This is a genomic window from Klebsiella michiganensis (assembly GCA_000963575.1).
GTDB lineage: Bacteria > Pseudomonadota > Gammaproteobacteria > Enterobacterales > Enterobacteriaceae > Cedecea > Cedecea michiganensis_A.
The window spans coordinates 3616825-3632700 of record CP011077.1; the positions used below are offsets into that span (position 1 = coordinate 3616825).

A 15876-nucleotide genomic window follows, 5' to 3' on the forward strand; every position below is an offset into this window, starting at 1 on the left:
TCAATATCAGGGTGGCGATATCACGCCACCCTGTTCTCTATAATGCCAGTCGTCGGGCGGCGTTTTCCAAACCATTGAAGATGGCATCGCTGATAGGCTTTGGAAAGTTTTTTGGCAATAATGCTCTTGCTTTACTCAGAACTGCTGGCGTTTTTTGATAAAACTCGTCGATAAGCGCCGACATTCTCGCTTCACTAAAACCACATTTTTTAGCCGTAGCAAGAAAGTTGCGGGGAAAAATAGTATCCCACTCATATTTTCTGCCTTTGTCAGTGGATGCCAGAGACATCGCCATTTTTATATCCTGCTTCGCAAGCCCACGCCCGCCAATAAGTGGATAACAGGACATAATGTCATATAGCGGCGTCAGGCTATACCCACCACCGGGCATAATCGCAACAGAATAGTTTTTGGCATGACCATCACTTGCCGCCAGCAGCCAGAAAAGAATATGACTGCGCATAAAATTATCTCGATCCTGCTCCGCATTATCTGAACCCAGCAGAAATTTCATAATAGATTCAATGCCTGGCCCGCCGTCGCTTTCATATTTTTTCGTCGATGGAAAGCCTAAAGCCTGGCAAATATCTTCCTGTGGAAGACGGGCAATCCAGCGATTATTATCCACAAAACGGCGATCGAAACGCTCCACGGCCAGCGCCTTAATATTACGGGTTGTGATGATTTCGCATGTTGGAACTTTCAGACCATACAACCCTGCCAGTTGCATGCAAAGCCATTCATTCTCCACGCTATCAAGAAGATCCAGCGTAAAACTGTGCCCCTGAATTTCGCCAACAGGTAACTTAAATATGTGGGTGGTGGGAGTGATGCCTTTAGGCAATTGCCAATCGTTCTGATAACGCAGCAGTGCCGTCTTTTCCTGTGCACCCGCGATTGAAATACGAAAATCATACATTTCTTGCTGAAGATGTCGGGAAGGATTTAAATAACCCATCAGAATGGCGTCCAGCTTTTCCGCATCAAGCGTTTCACTGTTTATCTGTTCTATGTCCTGAATGGCATCTTCCGGTGGCTGTAATATTAATGCCCCGACACAGTCACGGCCCACTTCATAAAGTAAGTCGAAGGGCTGCAGAGAACCAGTCTGATAACGACTGGCGATCCGCTCGCGAATTTCACGATTATCCGGCAGCAAATTGTCGAAAAAGTTAAAAACGACTTCACCTGTATATTCTGCTATGCGTAACGGCATGGAAAGTGATATTGGACGCGCGCCTGGCGTCTTAACCCACTGAGGATCTTACTGGAAAATATTAGAACCGCTATTCTCTTGTACTAATTGCCCCACCAGATACCCATTCATATACACAGATAAACATTTCATTTACCACTCCTCTTTCCAGACTTCAGAGCTCCCCTGGCTGGATTTCGTCTCAATATGAAATTCCATATTCATAGACGATAGTATTTTAAATAACGTATCAATTTGAGTTTTGGCTGGGTTGTTCTCAAATTTTGAGACAGTATCCTGGCGTAAACCGACTTTCTCTGCCACCGACGCCTGTGTTTGTTTTCCCTGTTTGCGAGCGTCCTTCAGGAAAATAGCCAATTGTTCGGGGGAAGTAATTTTCATTATGTACCTCACTGATTTTTACCGGCACTAGCGTGTAAAATAAACCTTACCGGCACTAGCGTATAAAATCAGTTTTACCCGCACTAGCGTATAAAAAAGCCGGAAGCTATGCTTCCGGCTTTCGATAACATCTTACGCAAAAATCAACGTTCCCAGTAAGACTCTTCGAGGCTGTCTTCCCGCTCGGGCAGGCCGCGCGTCAGTCGTGGAGAATGCTGATTTAATACCTGATAGCTTACGCGGTTAGCATATTTGCACACCTGGGCCAGCGAGGAATATGTCAGCCAGGTCAGCTTATGCTTGCTGGAGTTAGGCACGTTACTGCGGTGGTAATTGTTTGCGGTGATATCGTGCAGCAGCGCAGCAAGCGCCCCGTCCCCTGCGCCGTTGGTGTTCATGATCTTCTCCGGGCCGCCCATGTATGGCGCGATGTGGGAGTAGATTCGCAGCGGTTCAGCGCAGTCTTTCAGGCGCATCGCGCGGCTAAATTCAAACTGGTTGAATTCGGCAATCGCGCCTGGCAGAAGTGGATGCTGGGTTTTGCGCTTCGCGGTTTCTTCGGTATAGCCAGCCATATAAAGGCCTACCGGCCCGGCAGTACAAAGCACCAGATCAACCCAGTCCAGCGCCTTGTCGGCGGCCAGCAGCGGATCGCTTTCACCGGTTAAGGCTTCACCTTCTTCTTCATTCATCGCCAGGATGGAAACATGCTCGCTCAGGAAGGCCTGCCACCAGGCCGGGTTCTCGGCAATCACGTATTTAGTGCCCAGGGTCAGCACCACCGGCACGTTGTGTTTCTTCGCCCAGGCAATGGCCTGCATGGTGGCATCCGGCATCGGCTCGCCCGGCTTGCAGCGCACCAGATAAGAGGTCAACACCAGGGCGGACGCCCCGGCAATCACCTCTTCCGGAATGCTTTCTGCACGCAGCTGGTTCATGTGGCCCGGGCTGATGGCAAAAGTACGCTCCCCCTGGTCACCAATCAGCGTAAAGCAGCGGCCAATCGGGCCGTCCACGCCCTGCAAATAGTTAAGATCGGTCCGGCTGGAGGTATTGCAGAGGTAGCGGTAGGCGTAGCTGCCGATCTCGACATTACGGCACATCACGCCGAGCAGCACCGAGCGGTCATCGGCCAGCACCGAGTAATTGTGCATAGTATTGCCGATGGTGCCCCCGGCAAACTGGTGGGTAATCAGGTTGTTATCGGCCAGTTCTTTGTAGAGCGCATCGGCCACATCATCCTCAATCACCAGAGAATGACCAAAACTCAGCCCGTAGCGCCGTACAAATTCATCGTCCACTTTGGCTTCAATATCCACCAGCGTTTGATCGATGCCGACCACCCAGGAGGAACCGCTTTCGGTTTCAGGCTGAGTTTGCTGTAAGAGCGGGTCACGGGCGCTGACGGGGAAGTAGTGTTTGGATTTGCGTTTACCGGGAAATTTCATGGTGTCGTTACGGGCTGGATAATGAGGCGGAGAATAGTAGCATTCCCCGCCTCAGGATTCTATTTGCGATACCGCTCTACCAGACTCATCATCATCGCGATATGGGCCGGATCGTCGTTCAGCGCAGGAATGTACTCGTATTTTGTGCCGCCCGCTTCGATAAACACTTCCCGGTTCTGCACCGCCATCTCTTCCAGCGTTTCCAGGCAGTCAGCGGAGAAGCCCGGACACATCACCTGAATGTGCTTCACGCCCTTTTCGGCCAGCATTTTCAACGTTTCGTCGGTGTACGGCATCAGCCACGGTTCGCGGCCAAAACGCGACTGGTACGTCATCATCACCTTTTCCGGCGGCAGTTCAAGGGCACTCAGCAGCTCGCGAGTGGTGTCGCGGCAGCGCTGCGGGTAATCATCACCTTCATTGGCGTAGCGCTGCGGAATACCGTGATAGGACAGCAGCAGCACGTCCGGCTCACCGTGTTCGGCAAAAGAGCGTTTGACTGAGGCCGCCAGCGCGTTGATATACGCAGGCTCTGTCGCGTAGTCGCGAATCAGGGAGATAGAAGGCAGGCTGCGATAATCGGCAAAGATCCGCCCCAGCTCGTCCCATACCGCCGCAACGGTTGAGCAGGAAAACTGAGGATAAAGCGGCAGCACCACGATGTGCGTCACGTTCTGCGCCAGAAGATCGTCCACGGCGCTTTTCAGCGATGGTTCGCCGTAGCTCATCCCCAGCGCAACCGGCGTATCCGGCAGCTGCTGTGCCAGCGCTTTTTCCTGCCGACGGCTGTACACCATCAAAGGCGAGCCTTCTTCCATCCAGATGGACTGATAGAGTTTGGCCACCCGCGGTGAACGCAGCGGCAAAATGACGCCGCGCAGCAGTGGCCACCACAGCAGGCGGGGCGTATCCACCACGCGCTTATCGCTCAGGAACTGACGAAGATAGCGGTTGACCGCCGCCGGCGTCGGGGCGCTCGGCGTACCAAGGTTAGCCAGTAAGATGCCAATTTTTTCCTGATTCATTCCCACCCCTTATCTATAAATTGCCGTCAATTGTAACGTAAAAGAGTGAAACGAGAACCGATTACAGTGAAAGGGGAAAATATGGGCAAAAAAATACCAGGGCATGCCCTGGTATTTATTATCGCTACGGGAAATTATCCGAGGATTTTTTCCAGCTCTGCGCGAACGTCAGCCACGGCCTGGGTGCCGTCAACTTTAGCGTATTGGGTGTTACCCGCCTGCGCTTCTTTAGAGTAGTAGCCGATCAGCGGCGCGGTCATCTGATGGTATTCCACCAGGCGCTTACGCACGGTTTCTTCCTGATCGTCTTTACGGGTGGTCAGCTCTTCGCCGGTCACGTCGTCTTTACCTTCAACCTTAGGCGGGTTGAATTTGATGTGGTAAACGCGGCCGGAAGCAGCGTGTACACGGCGACCAACGATACGGTCAACGATCAGTTCGTCCGGTACGTCGAACTCCAGCACGAAGTCAACCTTGATACCCGCTTCTTTCATGGCATCTGCCTGCGGGATAGTGCGTGGAAAACCGTCCAGCAGGAAACCGTTACGGCAGTCTTCCTGCGCAATGCGCTCTTTAACCAGGGCGATAACCAGTTCATCGGTCACCAGCTTGCCAGCATCCATGATGTCTTTGGCCTGTTTACCCAGTTCTGAACCAGATTTGACCGCGGCACGCAGCATATCACCGGTGGAGATTTGCGGAATACCGTATTTCTCCATGATGAACTGAGCCTGAGTCCCTTTACCTGCGCCCGGCGCGCCGAGCAGAATGATACGCATTGCGTAATTCCCCATACATTTAATTATTCAATCGAATTTGAGGCGAAAACCATACCACTAAAGGCGGTATCATCACAAGGAAACGGCTGGGATGGCGGTCCTGTCAGGCCGATTTGCCCTGCTCATTACGGACGATTTTTCACTCGTTCTGTGCTTCAGAATCGCTTCAGCTACAAACCTTCCCCCCTCCAGTTCAAAGGACAGCAACGGCAATAACTTTACTTACAACAGAAAAAAATTATTGTATTGCGATAATTTTAGCTGACATACTATGCAGGAAATCTCATTTTGTTAAGGACAACTAAATATGAAACAACCCACCGCCAAACATCAGCAACGTTCATTGACTCGCCTTAGCTATGTCGGCAAGAGTACGGCGATACTTGCCTGGGGGCTGTGCCTTGCCTACGCCGTGGGCGAACTCTACATGTGGCTCTTTCACCGCGAGGTTTTGCTGAACGGGATCCTACAGGCGCTTTCGGACAGCCAACCGCTGCTGGCCGACCCGGGCTTTAAACTTTCAACCCTTCCTGTCGCCCTGCTGTTTCTGCTTAACCTGCTGCCGATTCTCATCACCGCGCTGGTTTGGCTTCTCACCGGTCTCTTTTTCCTGCGCTTATCGCGAAATGAGCTCTGGACCGCACGCAACTTCAAGCTGTTGTGGGCGGCAGGTATACTGAACATCGTCAGTCCCTTTGTGTACCAGCTGAGCTGGACATTGCAGAGCCTGGCTGTGTCACTGGATTTGCCATCAGGGGAAAAAATATTTGTCTTCTCTCTGGGGCTCTCAACTAACGGCGTTTATGAAGTGGTCGTTGGAATCATTCTCTGTGCTTTCGCCTGGATGATTCGCGAATCCATTAAGATCCACGAAGAAAACGCGCTCTACATTTAAGGTTTTTATGTGGCAATTGTAATTACGCTTGATGTCATGATGGCCAAAAGAAAAATACGTTCAAAGGAACTGGCCGCCGCCATTGATATTACCGAAGCCAATTTGTCATTGATGAAAAATGGCAAAATTAAAGGCATCAAGCTCGATACCGTTGAGCGGCTTTGTAAGGCGCTGGACTGTCAACCAGGAGATCTATTTCGCTATGAGGAAGAGCACGAGTCATGAACAAATTTACCCCAATCCTGATGTGTTGTGTGCTGTTGAGTGGTTGTGCTTCACAGTGGGTAAAAACGCGCGGCAATGCCGAGGAATACACCACCGCCAGAGCCAGCTGTGAGACTCAGGCCGAGCAGAAATACCCGGTGAGAAATGAGGTAGCGCAGCGAACCAAGTACACCACATATTACGAGACATGCGGTAAAAAAGAGGACTGCGGGGGGGAGAAAACAAAGGCAGTGAAAAGACCAGAGATTGAAAGCTACGTCATGGATGTCAATCACGACAGCCGGGATAGCCTGTTTTATCAGTGTATGGAACTTAAAGGCTGGGAAAGCAAACTGCAGTGGTACTAGCCTGCGAGCGCAGGCCGCTGAATTAAATTTAAAATCATAATAATCCGCTTACACCGTTCACTCTTCGGGGGAGCCCCCCTGCCTGTCATTCGTGAGCAAAGGCATTCCCGATCGCTTCGGGAAAGGACTGTTAATAATTATTTATGGAGACACATTATGCCTGGAGTATTCATGTTCACCACCCTGTTACGCAAATTAATCCGACTCATTCTCTCAATCTTTTTAATATCAACCCCGCTGATGGCGGCAGATATTTCCGGATTAACAAGCAGTGATTCACCGTTTTCCACTCAGGATAATAAGCTTTGCTACGGCAAGGTATGCGTGGGTTCGAGCGAAAATAAACATTTGCCGGACATGTTCGGGAAAGCCGATCCTCTTAGCCGACGGGCACAAACCGACCCGTGGTCGACTTATGATTTTGAGCACTCCGGAACCGGGGTACGCATAAGCGTCGGGCTTTAATCCCAACAAAAAAACCACCTGCCGAGGCAGGTGGTTTTTGTCAGATAGTCAACCCGACTTAAGAAACCAGCAGCTGGTTCATGCGGCGGATGAACTGGTTAGGATCTTCCAGTTGACCGCGTTCGGCTAACAGCGCCTGGTCAAGCAGCAGTTCAACCCACTCGCCGAACTGCGCGTCATCCTGCGTGTCCGCCGCGCGTTTCACCAGCGCATGCTCAGGGTTAAGCTCGAAGATGTATTTCACTTCCGGCACTTCCTGGCCCGCAGCGGCAAACAATTTCGCCATCTGGGTGCTCATGTCGTTGCTGTCGGTGGTCACGATCGCCGGCGTATCTGTCAGGCGGTGAGTAAGACGTACTTCCTTCACGCGCTCGCCCAGCAGGGTTTTCACGCGATCCACAAACGGCTCCAGGGCTTTCTCGGCTTCTTTCGCTTCTTCGGTCTCTTCGTCCGTCAGTTTATCCAGCGACTCGTCGGTCTTGCTGACTGACTGGAACGCTTTGCCGTCGAATTCGGTCAGGTAGCTCATCATCCATTCGTCGATGCGATCGGAAAGCAGCAGAACTTCGATGCCTTTCTTACGCAGCAATTCCAGGTGCGGGCTGCTCTTCGCCGCCGCGTAGCTGTCTGCGGTGATGTAGTAAATCTTCTCCTGGCCTTCTTTCATGCGGGAGACATACTCTTCCAGCGACACGGTCTGTGCGGAGGAGTCGTTGTGCGTGGTCGCGAAGCGCAGCAGTTTAGCGATAGCTTCCTGGTTCGCGTTATCCTCCGCCGGGCCCTCTTTCAGCACGAGGCCAAAGTTTTTCCAGAAGGTCTGGTACTTCTCGGCGTCGTCTTTCGCCAGTTTGTCCAGCATCTGCAGCACGCGTTTGGTCAGCGCGCTACGCAGGTTCTGGGTCACTCGGCTGTCCTGCAGGATTTCACGGGACACGTTCAGCGGCAGATCGTTAGAATCTATCAGGCCGCGGACGAAGCGCAGGTAGTTCGGCATGAACTGCTCGGCATCGTCCATGATAAACACGCGCTGTACGTAGAGTTTCAGCCCATGCTTGTGGTCACGGTTCCACATATCCCACGGTGCCTGGGAAGGGATGTACAGCAGGCTGGTGTACTCCTGCTTACCTTCCACGCGGTTGTGACTCCAGGAAATAGGGTCGGTAAAGTCGTGGGCGATGTGCTTGTAGAACTCTTTGTATTCGTCGTCGCTGACTTCTGATTTGCTGCGGGTCCACAGCGCCTGAGCTTTGTTGATTTTTTCCCAGCTAACGATGGTTTCACCGTCTTTTTCTTCTTGCTGTTCAATCTCAACCGGCAGAGCGATATGGTCAGAATATTTGCTGATGATGGAACGAACGCGCCAGTCGTCCAGGAACTCATCTTCACCTTCACGCAGGTGCAGCGTGATTTCGGTGCCGCGATCGGCTTTCTCGATGTCGGCCACGGTGTATTCACCCGCGCCTTCAGATTCCCAAAACACGCCCTGCTCTGCACTGGCACCGGCGGCGCGGGTGCGAACGGTGACTTTGTCCGCCACGATAAACGCGGAGTAGAAGCCTACGCCGAACTGGCCAATCAGCTGGCTGTCTTTAGCCTGGTCAGAGCCCATAGACTCGAGGAAAGCCTTGGTACCGGATTTAGCAATGGTGCCCAGATGCTCGATAACTTCATCGCGGGTCATCCCGATGCCGTTATCGGCGATGGTCAGGGTGCGATTATCTTTATCAAAAGAGACACGAACGCGCAGTTCACCGTCACCTTCGTAAAGGCTGGCATTAGACAGGGCGCGGAAGCGCAGCTTGTCTGCCGCATCGGAGGCGTTGGAGATCAGCTCACGCAGGAAGATTTCTTTGTTTGAATACAGAGAGTGGATCATCAGGTGCAGAAGCTGTTTTACCTCTGACTGAAAACCGCGGGTCTCTTGTCCTTTCATGGTCATTGATACCTCAACAAAATCATACGGGATGAAGAAAGCGTTGAGGGGGATATGGTAGCGATTTGTGCCTTTTCAAGCGGAGGAGGCAAAAACCTCCTCCGGACGATTAAAAATTAATCTTATGGCGGCCGACCAGCGAGTGCGAGAGCGTGGTGCCATCCACCATTTCCAGCTCGCCGCCCACCGGAACACCGTGAGCGATACGGCTGGCTTCAACGCCGTACTGGGCACAGAGTTCGGCAATGTAGTTCGCCGTAGCCTCGCCCTCCACCGTTGGGTTGGTGGCGAGAATAACTTCTTTCATCGGCTCGCTGGCAAGACGGTGTTCAAGGCGATCGAGCCCGATGTCGTTCGGGCCGATGCCGTCCAGCGGCGACAGGTGCCCCATCAGCACAAAATAGCGGCCTGAGAACTGGCCGGTTTGCTCGATGGCGTGAATATCCGCCGGGCTTTCCACCACGCAAATCTGGCCGTTTTCCTGGCGACGTGGGTTGGAGCAAATGGAGCAAACTTCCTGCTCGGTGAAGGTACGGCAATCCGCACAGTGGCCAATCTCGGACATGGCGCGGGTCAGCGCCTGAGCCAGACGCATACCGCCGCTGCGGTCGCGCTGCAGCAGGGCAAACGCCATACGCTGGGCAGATTTCGGGCCAACGCCGGGCAGGCAGCGCAGGGATTCCATAAGGGCTGAGAGTAAAGGACTGGTTTGCATCGCTCGGGCTTGTGAGAAAAAAGTGGGCTATAGCCTAACATTAGCCCTGCGGATGGGTATAGGAAAAGATATCCCCCGCACGATGGCTCGCCGGGGGAAAAGTTTACGCGATGTCTTTGCCGAAACGGCCCTGATTAAAATCATCGATGGCCTGATGAATTTCCTCTTTGGTGTTCATCACGAACGGGCCGTGACCAACCACCGGCTCATTCAGAGGCTCGCCGCTAAGCAGCAGAACCACCGCGTCATTATTGGCCTCAAGGGTCACGCTGTCGCCTTTAGCATCCAGCACCACCAGCTGCGCTTCGCGCGCCACCTCTTCACCGTTGACCAGTACCGTGCCTTTCAGCACAACCAGCGCCGTGTTCCAGCCGTCTTTCACCGCCAGCTGAGTGACGCCCTGCGGGGTCAGACGCATATCCCAGATGCTCATAGGCGAGAAAGTCCGGGCCGGGCCTTTGGTCCCGTTAAACTCACCGGCAATCACCCGAACCTTACCGGCATTGTCCGGCAAATCGGCCACCGGAATATCAGCGTCGGTAATCGGCTGGTAGCCAGGCGCGGTCATTTTGTCTTTTGCAGGCAGGTTGACCCACAGCTGTACCATCTCCAGGCTGCCGCCCGCTTCGCTAAATGCAGGAGAATGATATTCCTCATGCAGGATCCCGCTCCCGGCGGTCATCCACTGCACGTCCCCCGGGCCAATAACGCCGCCGTTGCCTGCATTATCGCGGTGGGCGACTTCGCCTTTGTAGACGATGGTGACGGTTTCAAAGCCGCGATGCGGGTGCTGATCCACGCCGCGCTGGCCTTTATTGCTCGGCTTAAATTCCGCCGGACCCGCATAGTCCAGCAGCAGGAACGGGCTAAGCTGCTCGGCAAATTTTGAGTACGAAAACAGCGAACGAACCGGGAAACCATCCCCCACCCAGTGGGAAGCCGGTGCGGTATAAACGCCAAGAATTGATTTCATGATCCTCTCCAAAAGGGATGTTTCTGATGGGATAAAGCTTACCCGTCAGACGCTCAGCCCGGTAGAGTGCTAAAGTAGACTCAGTGTTCCATAAACAGGACAATACAAATGCAGGACTTGAACGACCTGTGGTACTTCGTGCAGGTGGTGGACAATGGTGGTTTTTCACCCGCCAGCCGGGTTGTCGGTATTCCAAAATCCCGCCTGAGCCGCCGCATTGCGCTGCTGGAAGAACGGCTTGAAACCCGCCTGCTGCAGCGCTCGACTCGCAGCTTCACGGTGACCGAAGCCGGGCAGATCTTCTACCGCCACTGCAAAGCGATGATGATCGAAGCTGAAGCGGCGCAGGAAGCCATCGACACGCTAAAGTCAGAGCCGAGAGGGCTGATCCGCCTCACCTGCCCGATAGCGCTGCTGCATGTCCATGTGGGCGATATGCTGGCGCGCTTTATGCGCCTTTATCCGCAGATTGTTATTCAGCTCGAGGAAACCAACCGCCGCGTGGATGTGCTGAACGAAAACGTTGATCTGGCAATTCGCGTGCGGCCTTTACCGCTGGAAGACAGCGATCTGGTGATGCGCAAGCTGGCCACCCGCAGCATGTGTCTGGTTGCCAGCCCGGACCTGGTCGCCCGCCAGGGTATGCCTGGGGCCCCCACAGATCTTGCTCACTGGCCAAGCCTGGCGCTGGACAAGCCGCAGCAAACCTACCGCTGGTGTCTGTTTGGCCCCGAACAGCAAGAAGTGATCGTTCACCACAGGCCCCGTTTTGTTACGACGGATATGATAGCCCTGCGCACCGCGGCGCTTAACGGTATTGGCGTCGTGCAGCTCCCGAAGCTAATGCTTAATGACGCGCTGGCGCTGGGAAAGCTGGTTCACGTTCTGCCTGAATGGCGAGCCAGAATGGAGATTGTGCATGTGGTCTTCCCTTCACGGCGAGGGCAATTACCGGCGGTGCGGGCGTTGATTGATTTTCTGGCGGAGAGCTATCAGGCGCTGGACGAAGAGGAGTAAAACGGCCTTCTCCCGGGAGGGAGAAGGCGGGAAAGCATCAGAATGGCATTTTAAAGCCCGGTGGCAGCTGCATACCGCTGGAGACGCCGGCCATTTTTTCTTTCTGCGCTTCACCGATACGGCGAGCGGCATCGTTGAAGGCTGCGGCAACCAGGTCTTCAACCATCTCTTTGTCGTCTTCCATCAGGCTTGGGTCGATTTCGACACGGCGGCAGTTGTGTGCCCCGTTGATGGTCACTTTCACCAGGCCCGCGCCGGACTCGCCGGTGACTTCCATGTTGGCGATTTCTTCCTGAGCCTGGGCCATTTTTTCCTGCATCTGCTGGGCCTGCTTCATCAGGTTACCCAGACCGCCTTTTCCAAACATAATCTTCTCTCTTTCATCGGGCCAGCCCTCGCAGAATGCGAGAGTGGCTATCAGGGTTTCACACTATGCCGCGCAAAACGAGGCATATCAAACAGGGCGAATACTATCTTCATCCAGCTCTGCATCAAAGAACCTTTGCAGAGTCTGAATATTGCTGTCGTTGCTCATCGCCTCGCGCGCCTGTGCCAGCTTCTCTTCGTAGATAGCCTGACGCCACTCAAGCGGCGTGCGGCGCGCCAGATTCTCATCTTCAATAATAGTCAGTTCTATCGCTTCGCCATGGCGCGAACTCATGGCATCTGACAGCGTTTTTTGCGCCGAGGGCGAATTCAGGTGACGCTGACCCGGACGCAAATGCAGACAAACCCGATTGCCGTCCACCTCTTTCCAGGCGTTAAGCGCCAGCTGTTGCACCAGTTTTGGCAGCACCAGTTGATTGATTTCCGCCGCCCATTCGTCGCGCTCAATAGCCTCTTCGGCCAGTTTCTGCGCCAGCTCTGGCGTTTTTTCATGCTCGAGCGCTTTTTTCAGCGCCTTGGGCGTAGCTACCGGCTCAGGGGCGACTTCCGTCGGATTTTGTGCCTTCCAGCGATAAGCTTCAGGCTTCGCCGGTTTTTCCAGCGCCGATGGCGCAGGGCGCGCCTGAACGCGTTCGGTCACCGAGGCCAAACGTTCCAGCGCGGAGCTTTTTGCCGGCCGCGCTAGTCGTTGCGCTGCCGGCTCATTCTTTTTTGCTTTATCAGCCTCCTGCTGGCGCATCAGTTGGCTGCGCGCCTGAAGGATTTGGCTGGTGGCGTCCGGCAGCGGAGGGGCTTCCCTGTCCGGCGGCGGGGCCGCCTGCTGCGGCCTTGCTGCTGGCGGGTGCGAAACCGGATTCACCACCGGAATGCTTGCCGCCTGGCGGGGCACTTCCGGCTCAGGCAGCGGCTTGCGCGGATGGAAAGCCAGCGCGCGCAGCAGCGTCATTTCTACGCCCATTCGGCGATCCGGCGCCCACGGCAGCTCTTTGCGGCCAATCAACAGCGTCTGGTAATAAAGCTGCACGTCGGCAGGCGGAACAACGCGGGCAAGCTCGCGCATACGCTGTTCGATGGCCGCCATATCGCTGCCAAGGGCAGACGGAGAAAGCTGCACCATCGCCACGCGGTGCAGCAGGGCGGACATTTCTACCAACAGCGCTTCCCACTCCACGCCACGCGAGGCCGCGTCGTTCAACAACGCCATTACGCGCTGGCCGTCGGCCTGAACGACAGCTTCAATTAGCGACAGCGCCTGGTCATCATCAAGGGTGCCAAGCATCGCACTGACTGCCGCAGTGGTAACCTGCCCGTCGCCGCTGGCAATCGCCTGGTCGGTCAGGCTTAGCGCATCGCGCAGGCTGCCGTCCGCCGCGCGGGCTAACAGCTGCAGCGCTCGGGGTTCGCTCACGACCTTTTCTTCACCAAGAATGTGCTCCAACTGATGGCGGATCTGTTCGACATCCAGCGCTTTCAGGTGGAATTGCAGGCAGCGGGAAAGAATGGTCACCGGCAGCTTTTGCGGATCGGTGGTGGCCAGCAGGAATTTTACGTGCGGAGGCGGCTCTTCCAGCGTCTTAAGCAGCGCGTTAAAGCTGTGGCGCGAGAGCATGTGTACTTCGTCGATAAGGTAGACTTTAAAGCGGCCACGCGCGGGGGCGTACTGCACGTTGTCCAGCAGATCGCGGGTATCTTCTACTTTGGTGCGCGAGGCGGCGTCTATCTCAATCAGGTCGACAAAGCGGCCCTGTTCTATTTCACGGCAGTTATCGCAGACGCCACACGGGGTTGCGGTAATACCGGTTTCACAATTCAGTCCTTTCGCCAGCAGACGAGCGATTGAGGTTTTCCCCACACCTCGGGTGCCGGAAAAAAGGTACGCATGGTGGATGCGGCCCAGCGACAAACCATTAGCCAGCGCGGTCAGTACGTGTTGCTGGCCGACAACATCAGCAAAAGTTTGTGGGCGCCATTTGCGGGCTAAGACCTGGTAGCTCATCTGGAGTTAGGCTCTGGTTCGCGGGAAAGGTGAATCGAGGGGGTAATGCTAACATAAGCCCCGCCCGATGGGCGAGGCCTGTGATATCTGACTGTAGATTGGCGCTTTAAAAGCATTCTCTTCGCTTTAAAAAGACAAAGGATATGAACTTTTAACTTGCCCCAACGCCTAAAAACCACGTTTTTTGGGCGTTTGTCTCTGAACGAAAGCCCGGCTCGATAGGCGAGCGAGGCTTGTCACTGTATGGCAATAGAGGTGAACTTAGTGGCCCGGGAAAGGCACAAGGCAGAAGCTTTTCACGCCCATGTTTTCCAGGCGCTGCTCGCCGCCAAGGTCAAACAGGTTGATAACGAAAGCGGCATCGGTCACTTCACCGCCGAGACGACGAATCAGTTTCACCGTCGCTTCAATGGTGCCGCCGGTTGCCAGCAGATCGTCCACCACCAGCACTTTATCGCCCGGTTTGATGGCATCTACGTGGATTTCAAGGCTGTCGGTGCCGTATTCCAGCTCGTAGCTTTCGGCGATGGTTTCACGCGGCAGTTTCCGTGGTTTACGCACCGGGATGAACCCAACGCCCAGCTCCAGCGCAACCGGGGCGCCAAACAGGAAGCCACGCGCTTCGGTACCCACCACTTTGGTGATCCCGGCGTCTTTGAAACGAGAAACTAACAGCGCAATGCTGGTGGCATATGCTTTCGGATCTTCCAGCAAGCTGGTCACGTCACGGAACAGAATTCCTGGTTTTGGGTAATCAGGAACGCTTTTAATGCTGTTTTTGAGATATTCAAGCTGCTGCGCAGTCGCGGTCATCGGTTTATGCCTGCTAAAAACATGATACTAAACAGAGTACCTGTGGGTTCAAATGTGAACCACTGGTTAACGGTTAACCAGCTGTACCCGTGCTCGAAAACGCTCGAATTTACTGGCTGGACGCGACAATTGCAACAGCTTCTGCTGCGGTTTATCGCTTTTGTTGTGCTTCATCAACCACCGGAATGCGCCACATAAAGATCAGCAGCGCACAAAGTATCACCAGCAGCAAAATTCTAACCCACACTATCTTCACCAGCCACAGCGAAATCGCGAAGGTGACGAGAATAAACAGGATAGCTTTTGGCTTAGATCCGCGGGGCATCGCGCGGTGCATTTGCCAGTGCCGCAGATAGCTGCCAAACCATGAACGGTAGAGCAGCCAGTGGTGAAAACGCGGCGATGAACGGGCGAAACACCACGCGGCCAGCAGCAAAAAAGGCGTGGTCGGCAACAGCGGTAATATCACGCCCAGCGTCGCAAGCACTACCGCCAGCCAGCCGATGATGAGTAGAATAAGACGCTTCATGCTGTAACCTCTGACAATCCCTGGAGAGCCATTTTGTGAAAACCGCTTCGCTGTTACAAGCCCTGGAAACTCGGGTCGCCGAGCTGGCCGCCGCCGTTGAGCCGGTCGCCCTCCTTCGGGCAGGCCAGGCGCGCTTCGACCGCAAGCTCTTCCATACCCATAGCACGCAGCTGAAAGATTATCTCCATGAAGCTCAGGCTAATCTCGCCCAGCTTCAGCTCAGCGTCAGCCACGGTAAAACGGACCAGGTGGCATTTATCGCCGAAAAGCTGGTGGCGCAGATTGCCGCGCTGCAGCGGGAATTAGCCACCGCACATTTACGTCAAAGCGAGCCGCCGCAAAAGGTGCAGGAAAACTTGTACGAAAAGCTGGCCACCCATCAGGATTACGAACGCAGGCTGCTGGCGATGGTGAGCGATCGCGAAAGTCAGCTTTCACTGCAAACCACGCTCGCCGGCCAGCAAAAGCTTCAGCGTGAACTGGCCGCGCTGGAAGGCCGCCTGCAGCGCTGCCGTCAGGCGCTGACTCGCATAGAAAAAGCTATTGAAAGACGTGAGCGCGGGCTGAGTTAACCCCAAAATAAGGAGCAAGAATGTCGCTGGATAACGCCCCGGACGAGGTCAAACTGGCCGTCGATTTAATCATGCTGCTGGAGCAGCACCAGATCCCAACGGACACCGTCCTTGCGGCGCTGGACATTGTCCGTCAGGATTTTCTGCGTAAGCAGCGGAA

General features: G+C 54.5%; 17 protein-coding genes and 1 pseudogene. 6 read left to right on the forward strand and 12 right to left on the reverse strand.

Translation table 11 applies throughout. The annotated features are described in order from the left end of the window. Positions 1–37: 37 nt before the first annotated feature. From VW41_16655 to adk, 5 genes and pseudogenes are all read right to left on the reverse strand, one after another. Positions 38–1348, reverse strand: a pseudogene (locus VW41_16655) (serine/threonine protein kinase). After that, entirely contained in the window at positions 1349–1597 is a 249-nt protein-coding gene (locus tag VW41_16660) for an XRE family transcriptional regulator (protein ID AJZ90538.1), read from the reverse strand. It lies immediately after the preceding pseudogene. Positions 1598–1740: 143 nt separating this feature from the next. Continuing rightward, positions 1741–3045, reverse strand: coding sequence for a guanosine kinase (locus VW41_16665; protein ID AJZ90539.1), 1305 nt, complete (start codon positions 3043–3045; stop codon positions 1741–1743). Between the two features lie 59 nt (positions 3046–3104). After that, the gene (locus VW41_16670) at positions 3105–4070 is read right to left on the reverse strand and encodes a ferrochelatase (GenBank protein AJZ90540.1); all 966 of its coding nucleotides are present in this window, start codon (positions 4068–4070) and stop codon (positions 3105–3107) included. A gap of 134 nt (positions 4071–4204) precedes the next feature. After that, on the reverse strand, positions 4205–4849 hold the full coding sequence (gene adk / locus VW41_16675; protein ID AJZ90541.1) for an adenylate kinase: 645 nt from the start codon (positions 4847–4849) through the stop codon (positions 4205–4207). A 307-nt stretch (positions 4850–5156) separates the two neighbouring features. Between adk and VW41_16680 the strand changes: the two genes are divergently transcribed. The 4 genes from VW41_16680 to VW41_16695 all read left to right on the forward strand — a co-directional run bounded on the left by VW41_16680 (position 5157) and on the right by VW41_16695 (position 6781). Further along, the gene (locus tag VW41_16680) at positions 5157–5744 is read left to right on the forward strand and encodes a hypothetical protein (protein AJZ90542.1); all 588 of its coding nucleotides are present in this window, start codon (positions 5157–5159) and stop codon (positions 5742–5744) included. Between the two features lie 9 nt (positions 5745–5753). Next, complete coding sequence (locus VW41_16685; GenBank protein ID AJZ90543.1) at positions 5754–5969, forward strand: hypothetical protein; 216 nt, start codon at positions 5754–5756, stop codon at positions 5967–5969. Next, the gene (locus VW41_16690) at positions 5966–6316 is read left to right on the forward strand and encodes a hypothetical protein (GenBank protein ID AJZ90544.1); all 351 of its coding nucleotides are present in this window, start codon (positions 5966–5968) and stop codon (positions 6314–6316) included. The genes VW41_16685 and VW41_16690 overlap by 4 nt, the downstream gene beginning before the upstream one ends. Before the next feature lie 156 nt (positions 6317–6472). After that, the gene (locus VW41_16695; protein AJZ90545.1) at positions 6473–6781 is read left to right on the forward strand and encodes a hypothetical protein; all 309 of its coding nucleotides are present in this window, start codon (positions 6473–6475) and stop codon (positions 6779–6781) included. A gap of 58 nt (positions 6782–6839) precedes the next feature. Here the strand turns inward: VW41_16695 and VW41_16700 are convergent, their stop codons facing one another. From VW41_16700 to VW41_16710, 3 genes are all read right to left on the reverse strand, one after another. Next, positions 6840–8714: a heat shock protein 90 gene (locus VW41_16700; protein ID AJZ92009.1), complete on the reverse strand. Its 1875-nt coding sequence runs from the start codon at positions 8712–8714 to the stop codon at positions 6840–6842. Between the two features lie 109 nt (positions 8715–8823). Beyond that, entirely contained in the window at positions 8824–9429 is a 606-nt protein-coding gene (gene recR / locus VW41_16705; GenBank protein AJZ90546.1) for a recombination protein RecR, read from the reverse strand. 103 nt (positions 9430–9532) lie between these two features. Further along, on the reverse strand, positions 9533–10402 hold the full coding sequence (locus VW41_16710; GenBank protein ID AJZ90547.1) for a quercetin 2,3-dioxygenase: 870 nt from the start codon (positions 10400–10402) through the stop codon (positions 9533–9535). A gap of 108 nt (positions 10403–10510) precedes the next feature. Here VW41_16710 and VW41_16715 point away from each other — a divergent pair, with 108 nt between their 5' ends. Next, positions 10511–11419, forward strand: coding sequence for a LysR family transcriptional regulator (locus tag VW41_16715; protein ID AJZ90548.1), 909 nt, complete (start codon positions 10511–10513; stop codon positions 11417–11419). Between the two features lie 37 nt (positions 11420–11456). Here the strand turns inward: VW41_16715 and VW41_16720 are convergent, their stop codons facing one another. The 4 genes from VW41_16720 to VW41_16735 form a co-directional block, all read right to left on the reverse strand. After that, entirely contained in the window at positions 11457–11786 is a 330-nt protein-coding gene (locus tag VW41_16720; GenBank protein ID AJZ90549.1) for a hypothetical protein, read from the reverse strand. Between the two features lie 87 nt (positions 11787–11873). After that, positions 11874–13802, reverse strand: a complete 1929-nt coding sequence (locus VW41_16725; GenBank protein ID AJZ90550.1) for a DNA polymerase III subunits gamma and tau — start codon at positions 13800–13802, stop codon at positions 11874–11876. Positions 13803–14063: 261 nt separating this feature from the next. After that, positions 14064–14615 (reverse strand): adenine phosphoribosyltransferase, encoded by a 552-nt coding sequence (locus VW41_16730; GenBank protein ID AJZ90551.1) that lies wholly within the window; start codon positions 14613–14615, stop codon positions 14064–14066. A gap of 151 nt (positions 14616–14766) precedes the next feature. Further along, positions 14767–15144: a hypothetical protein gene (locus VW41_16735; protein AJZ90552.1), complete on the reverse strand. Its 378-nt coding sequence runs from the start codon at positions 15142–15144 to the stop codon at positions 14767–14769. Between the two features lie 35 nt (positions 15145–15179). On the opposite strand from VW41_16735, the gene VW41_16740 reads away from it, so the two are divergent. Continuing rightward, positions 15180–15716, forward strand: coding sequence for a prephenate dehydrogenase (locus tag VW41_16740; GenBank protein ID AJZ90553.1), 537 nt, complete (start codon positions 15180–15182; stop codon positions 15714–15716). Positions 15717–15876 lie beyond the last annotated feature (160 nt).

Excerpts from the sequence above, each read along its gene's own strand:
- VW41_16690 (AJZ90544.1), top strand. The coding sequence starts at position 5,966 with ATGAACAAATTTACCCCAATCCTGATGTGTTGTGTGCTGTTGAGTGGT.
- VW41_16710 (AJZ90547.1), bottom strand. The coding sequence starts at position 10,402 with ATGAAATCAATTCTTGGCGTTTATACCGCACCGGCTTCCCACTGGGTG.
- VW41_16695 (AJZ90545.1), top strand. The coding sequence starts at position 6,473 with ATGCCTGGAGTATTCATGTTCACCACCCTGTTACGCAAATTAATCCGA.
- VW41_16720 (AJZ90549.1), bottom strand. The coding sequence starts at position 11,786 with ATGTTTGGAAAAGGCGGTCTGGGTAACCTGATGAAGCAGGCCCAGCAG.
- VW41_16665 (AJZ90539.1), bottom strand. The coding sequence starts at position 3,045 with ATGAAATTTCCCGGTAAACGCAAATCCAAACACTACTTCCCCGTCAGC.
- VW41_16670 (AJZ90540.1), bottom strand. The coding sequence starts at position 4,070 with ATGAATCAGGAAAAAATTGGCATCTTACTGGCTAACCTTGGTACGCCG.
- adk (AJZ90541.1), bottom strand. The coding sequence starts at position 4,849 with ATGCGTATCATTCTGCTCGGCGCGCCGGGCGCAGGTAAAGGGACTCAG.
- VW41_16680 (AJZ90542.1), top strand. The coding sequence starts at position 5,157 with ATGAAACAACCCACCGCCAAACATCAGCAACGTTCATTGACTCGCCTT.
- VW41_16660 (AJZ90538.1), bottom strand. The coding sequence starts at position 1,597 with ATGAAAATTACTTCCCCCGAACAATTGGCTATTTTCCTGAAGGACGCT.
- VW41_16725 (AJZ90550.1), bottom strand. The coding sequence starts at position 13,802 with ATGAGCTACCAGGTCTTAGCCCGCAAATGGCGCCCACAAACTTTTGCT.
- recR (AJZ90546.1), bottom strand. The coding sequence starts at position 9,429 with ATGCAAACCAGTCCTTTACTCTCAGCCCTTATGGAATCCCTGCGCTGC.
- VW41_16700 (AJZ92009.1), bottom strand. The coding sequence starts at position 8,714 with ATGAAAGGACAAGAGACCCGCGGTTTTCAGTCAGAGGTAAAACAGCTT.
- VW41_16735 (AJZ90552.1), bottom strand. The coding sequence starts at position 15,144 with ATGAAGCGTCTTATTCTACTCATCATCGGCTGGCTGGCGGTAGTGCTT.
- VW41_16715 (AJZ90548.1), top strand. The coding sequence starts at position 10,511 with ATGCAGGACTTGAACGACCTGTGGTACTTCGTGCAGGTGGTGGACAAT.
- VW41_16730 (AJZ90551.1), bottom strand. The coding sequence starts at position 14,615 with ATGACCGCGACTGCGCAGCAGCTTGAATATCTCAAAAACAGCATTAAA.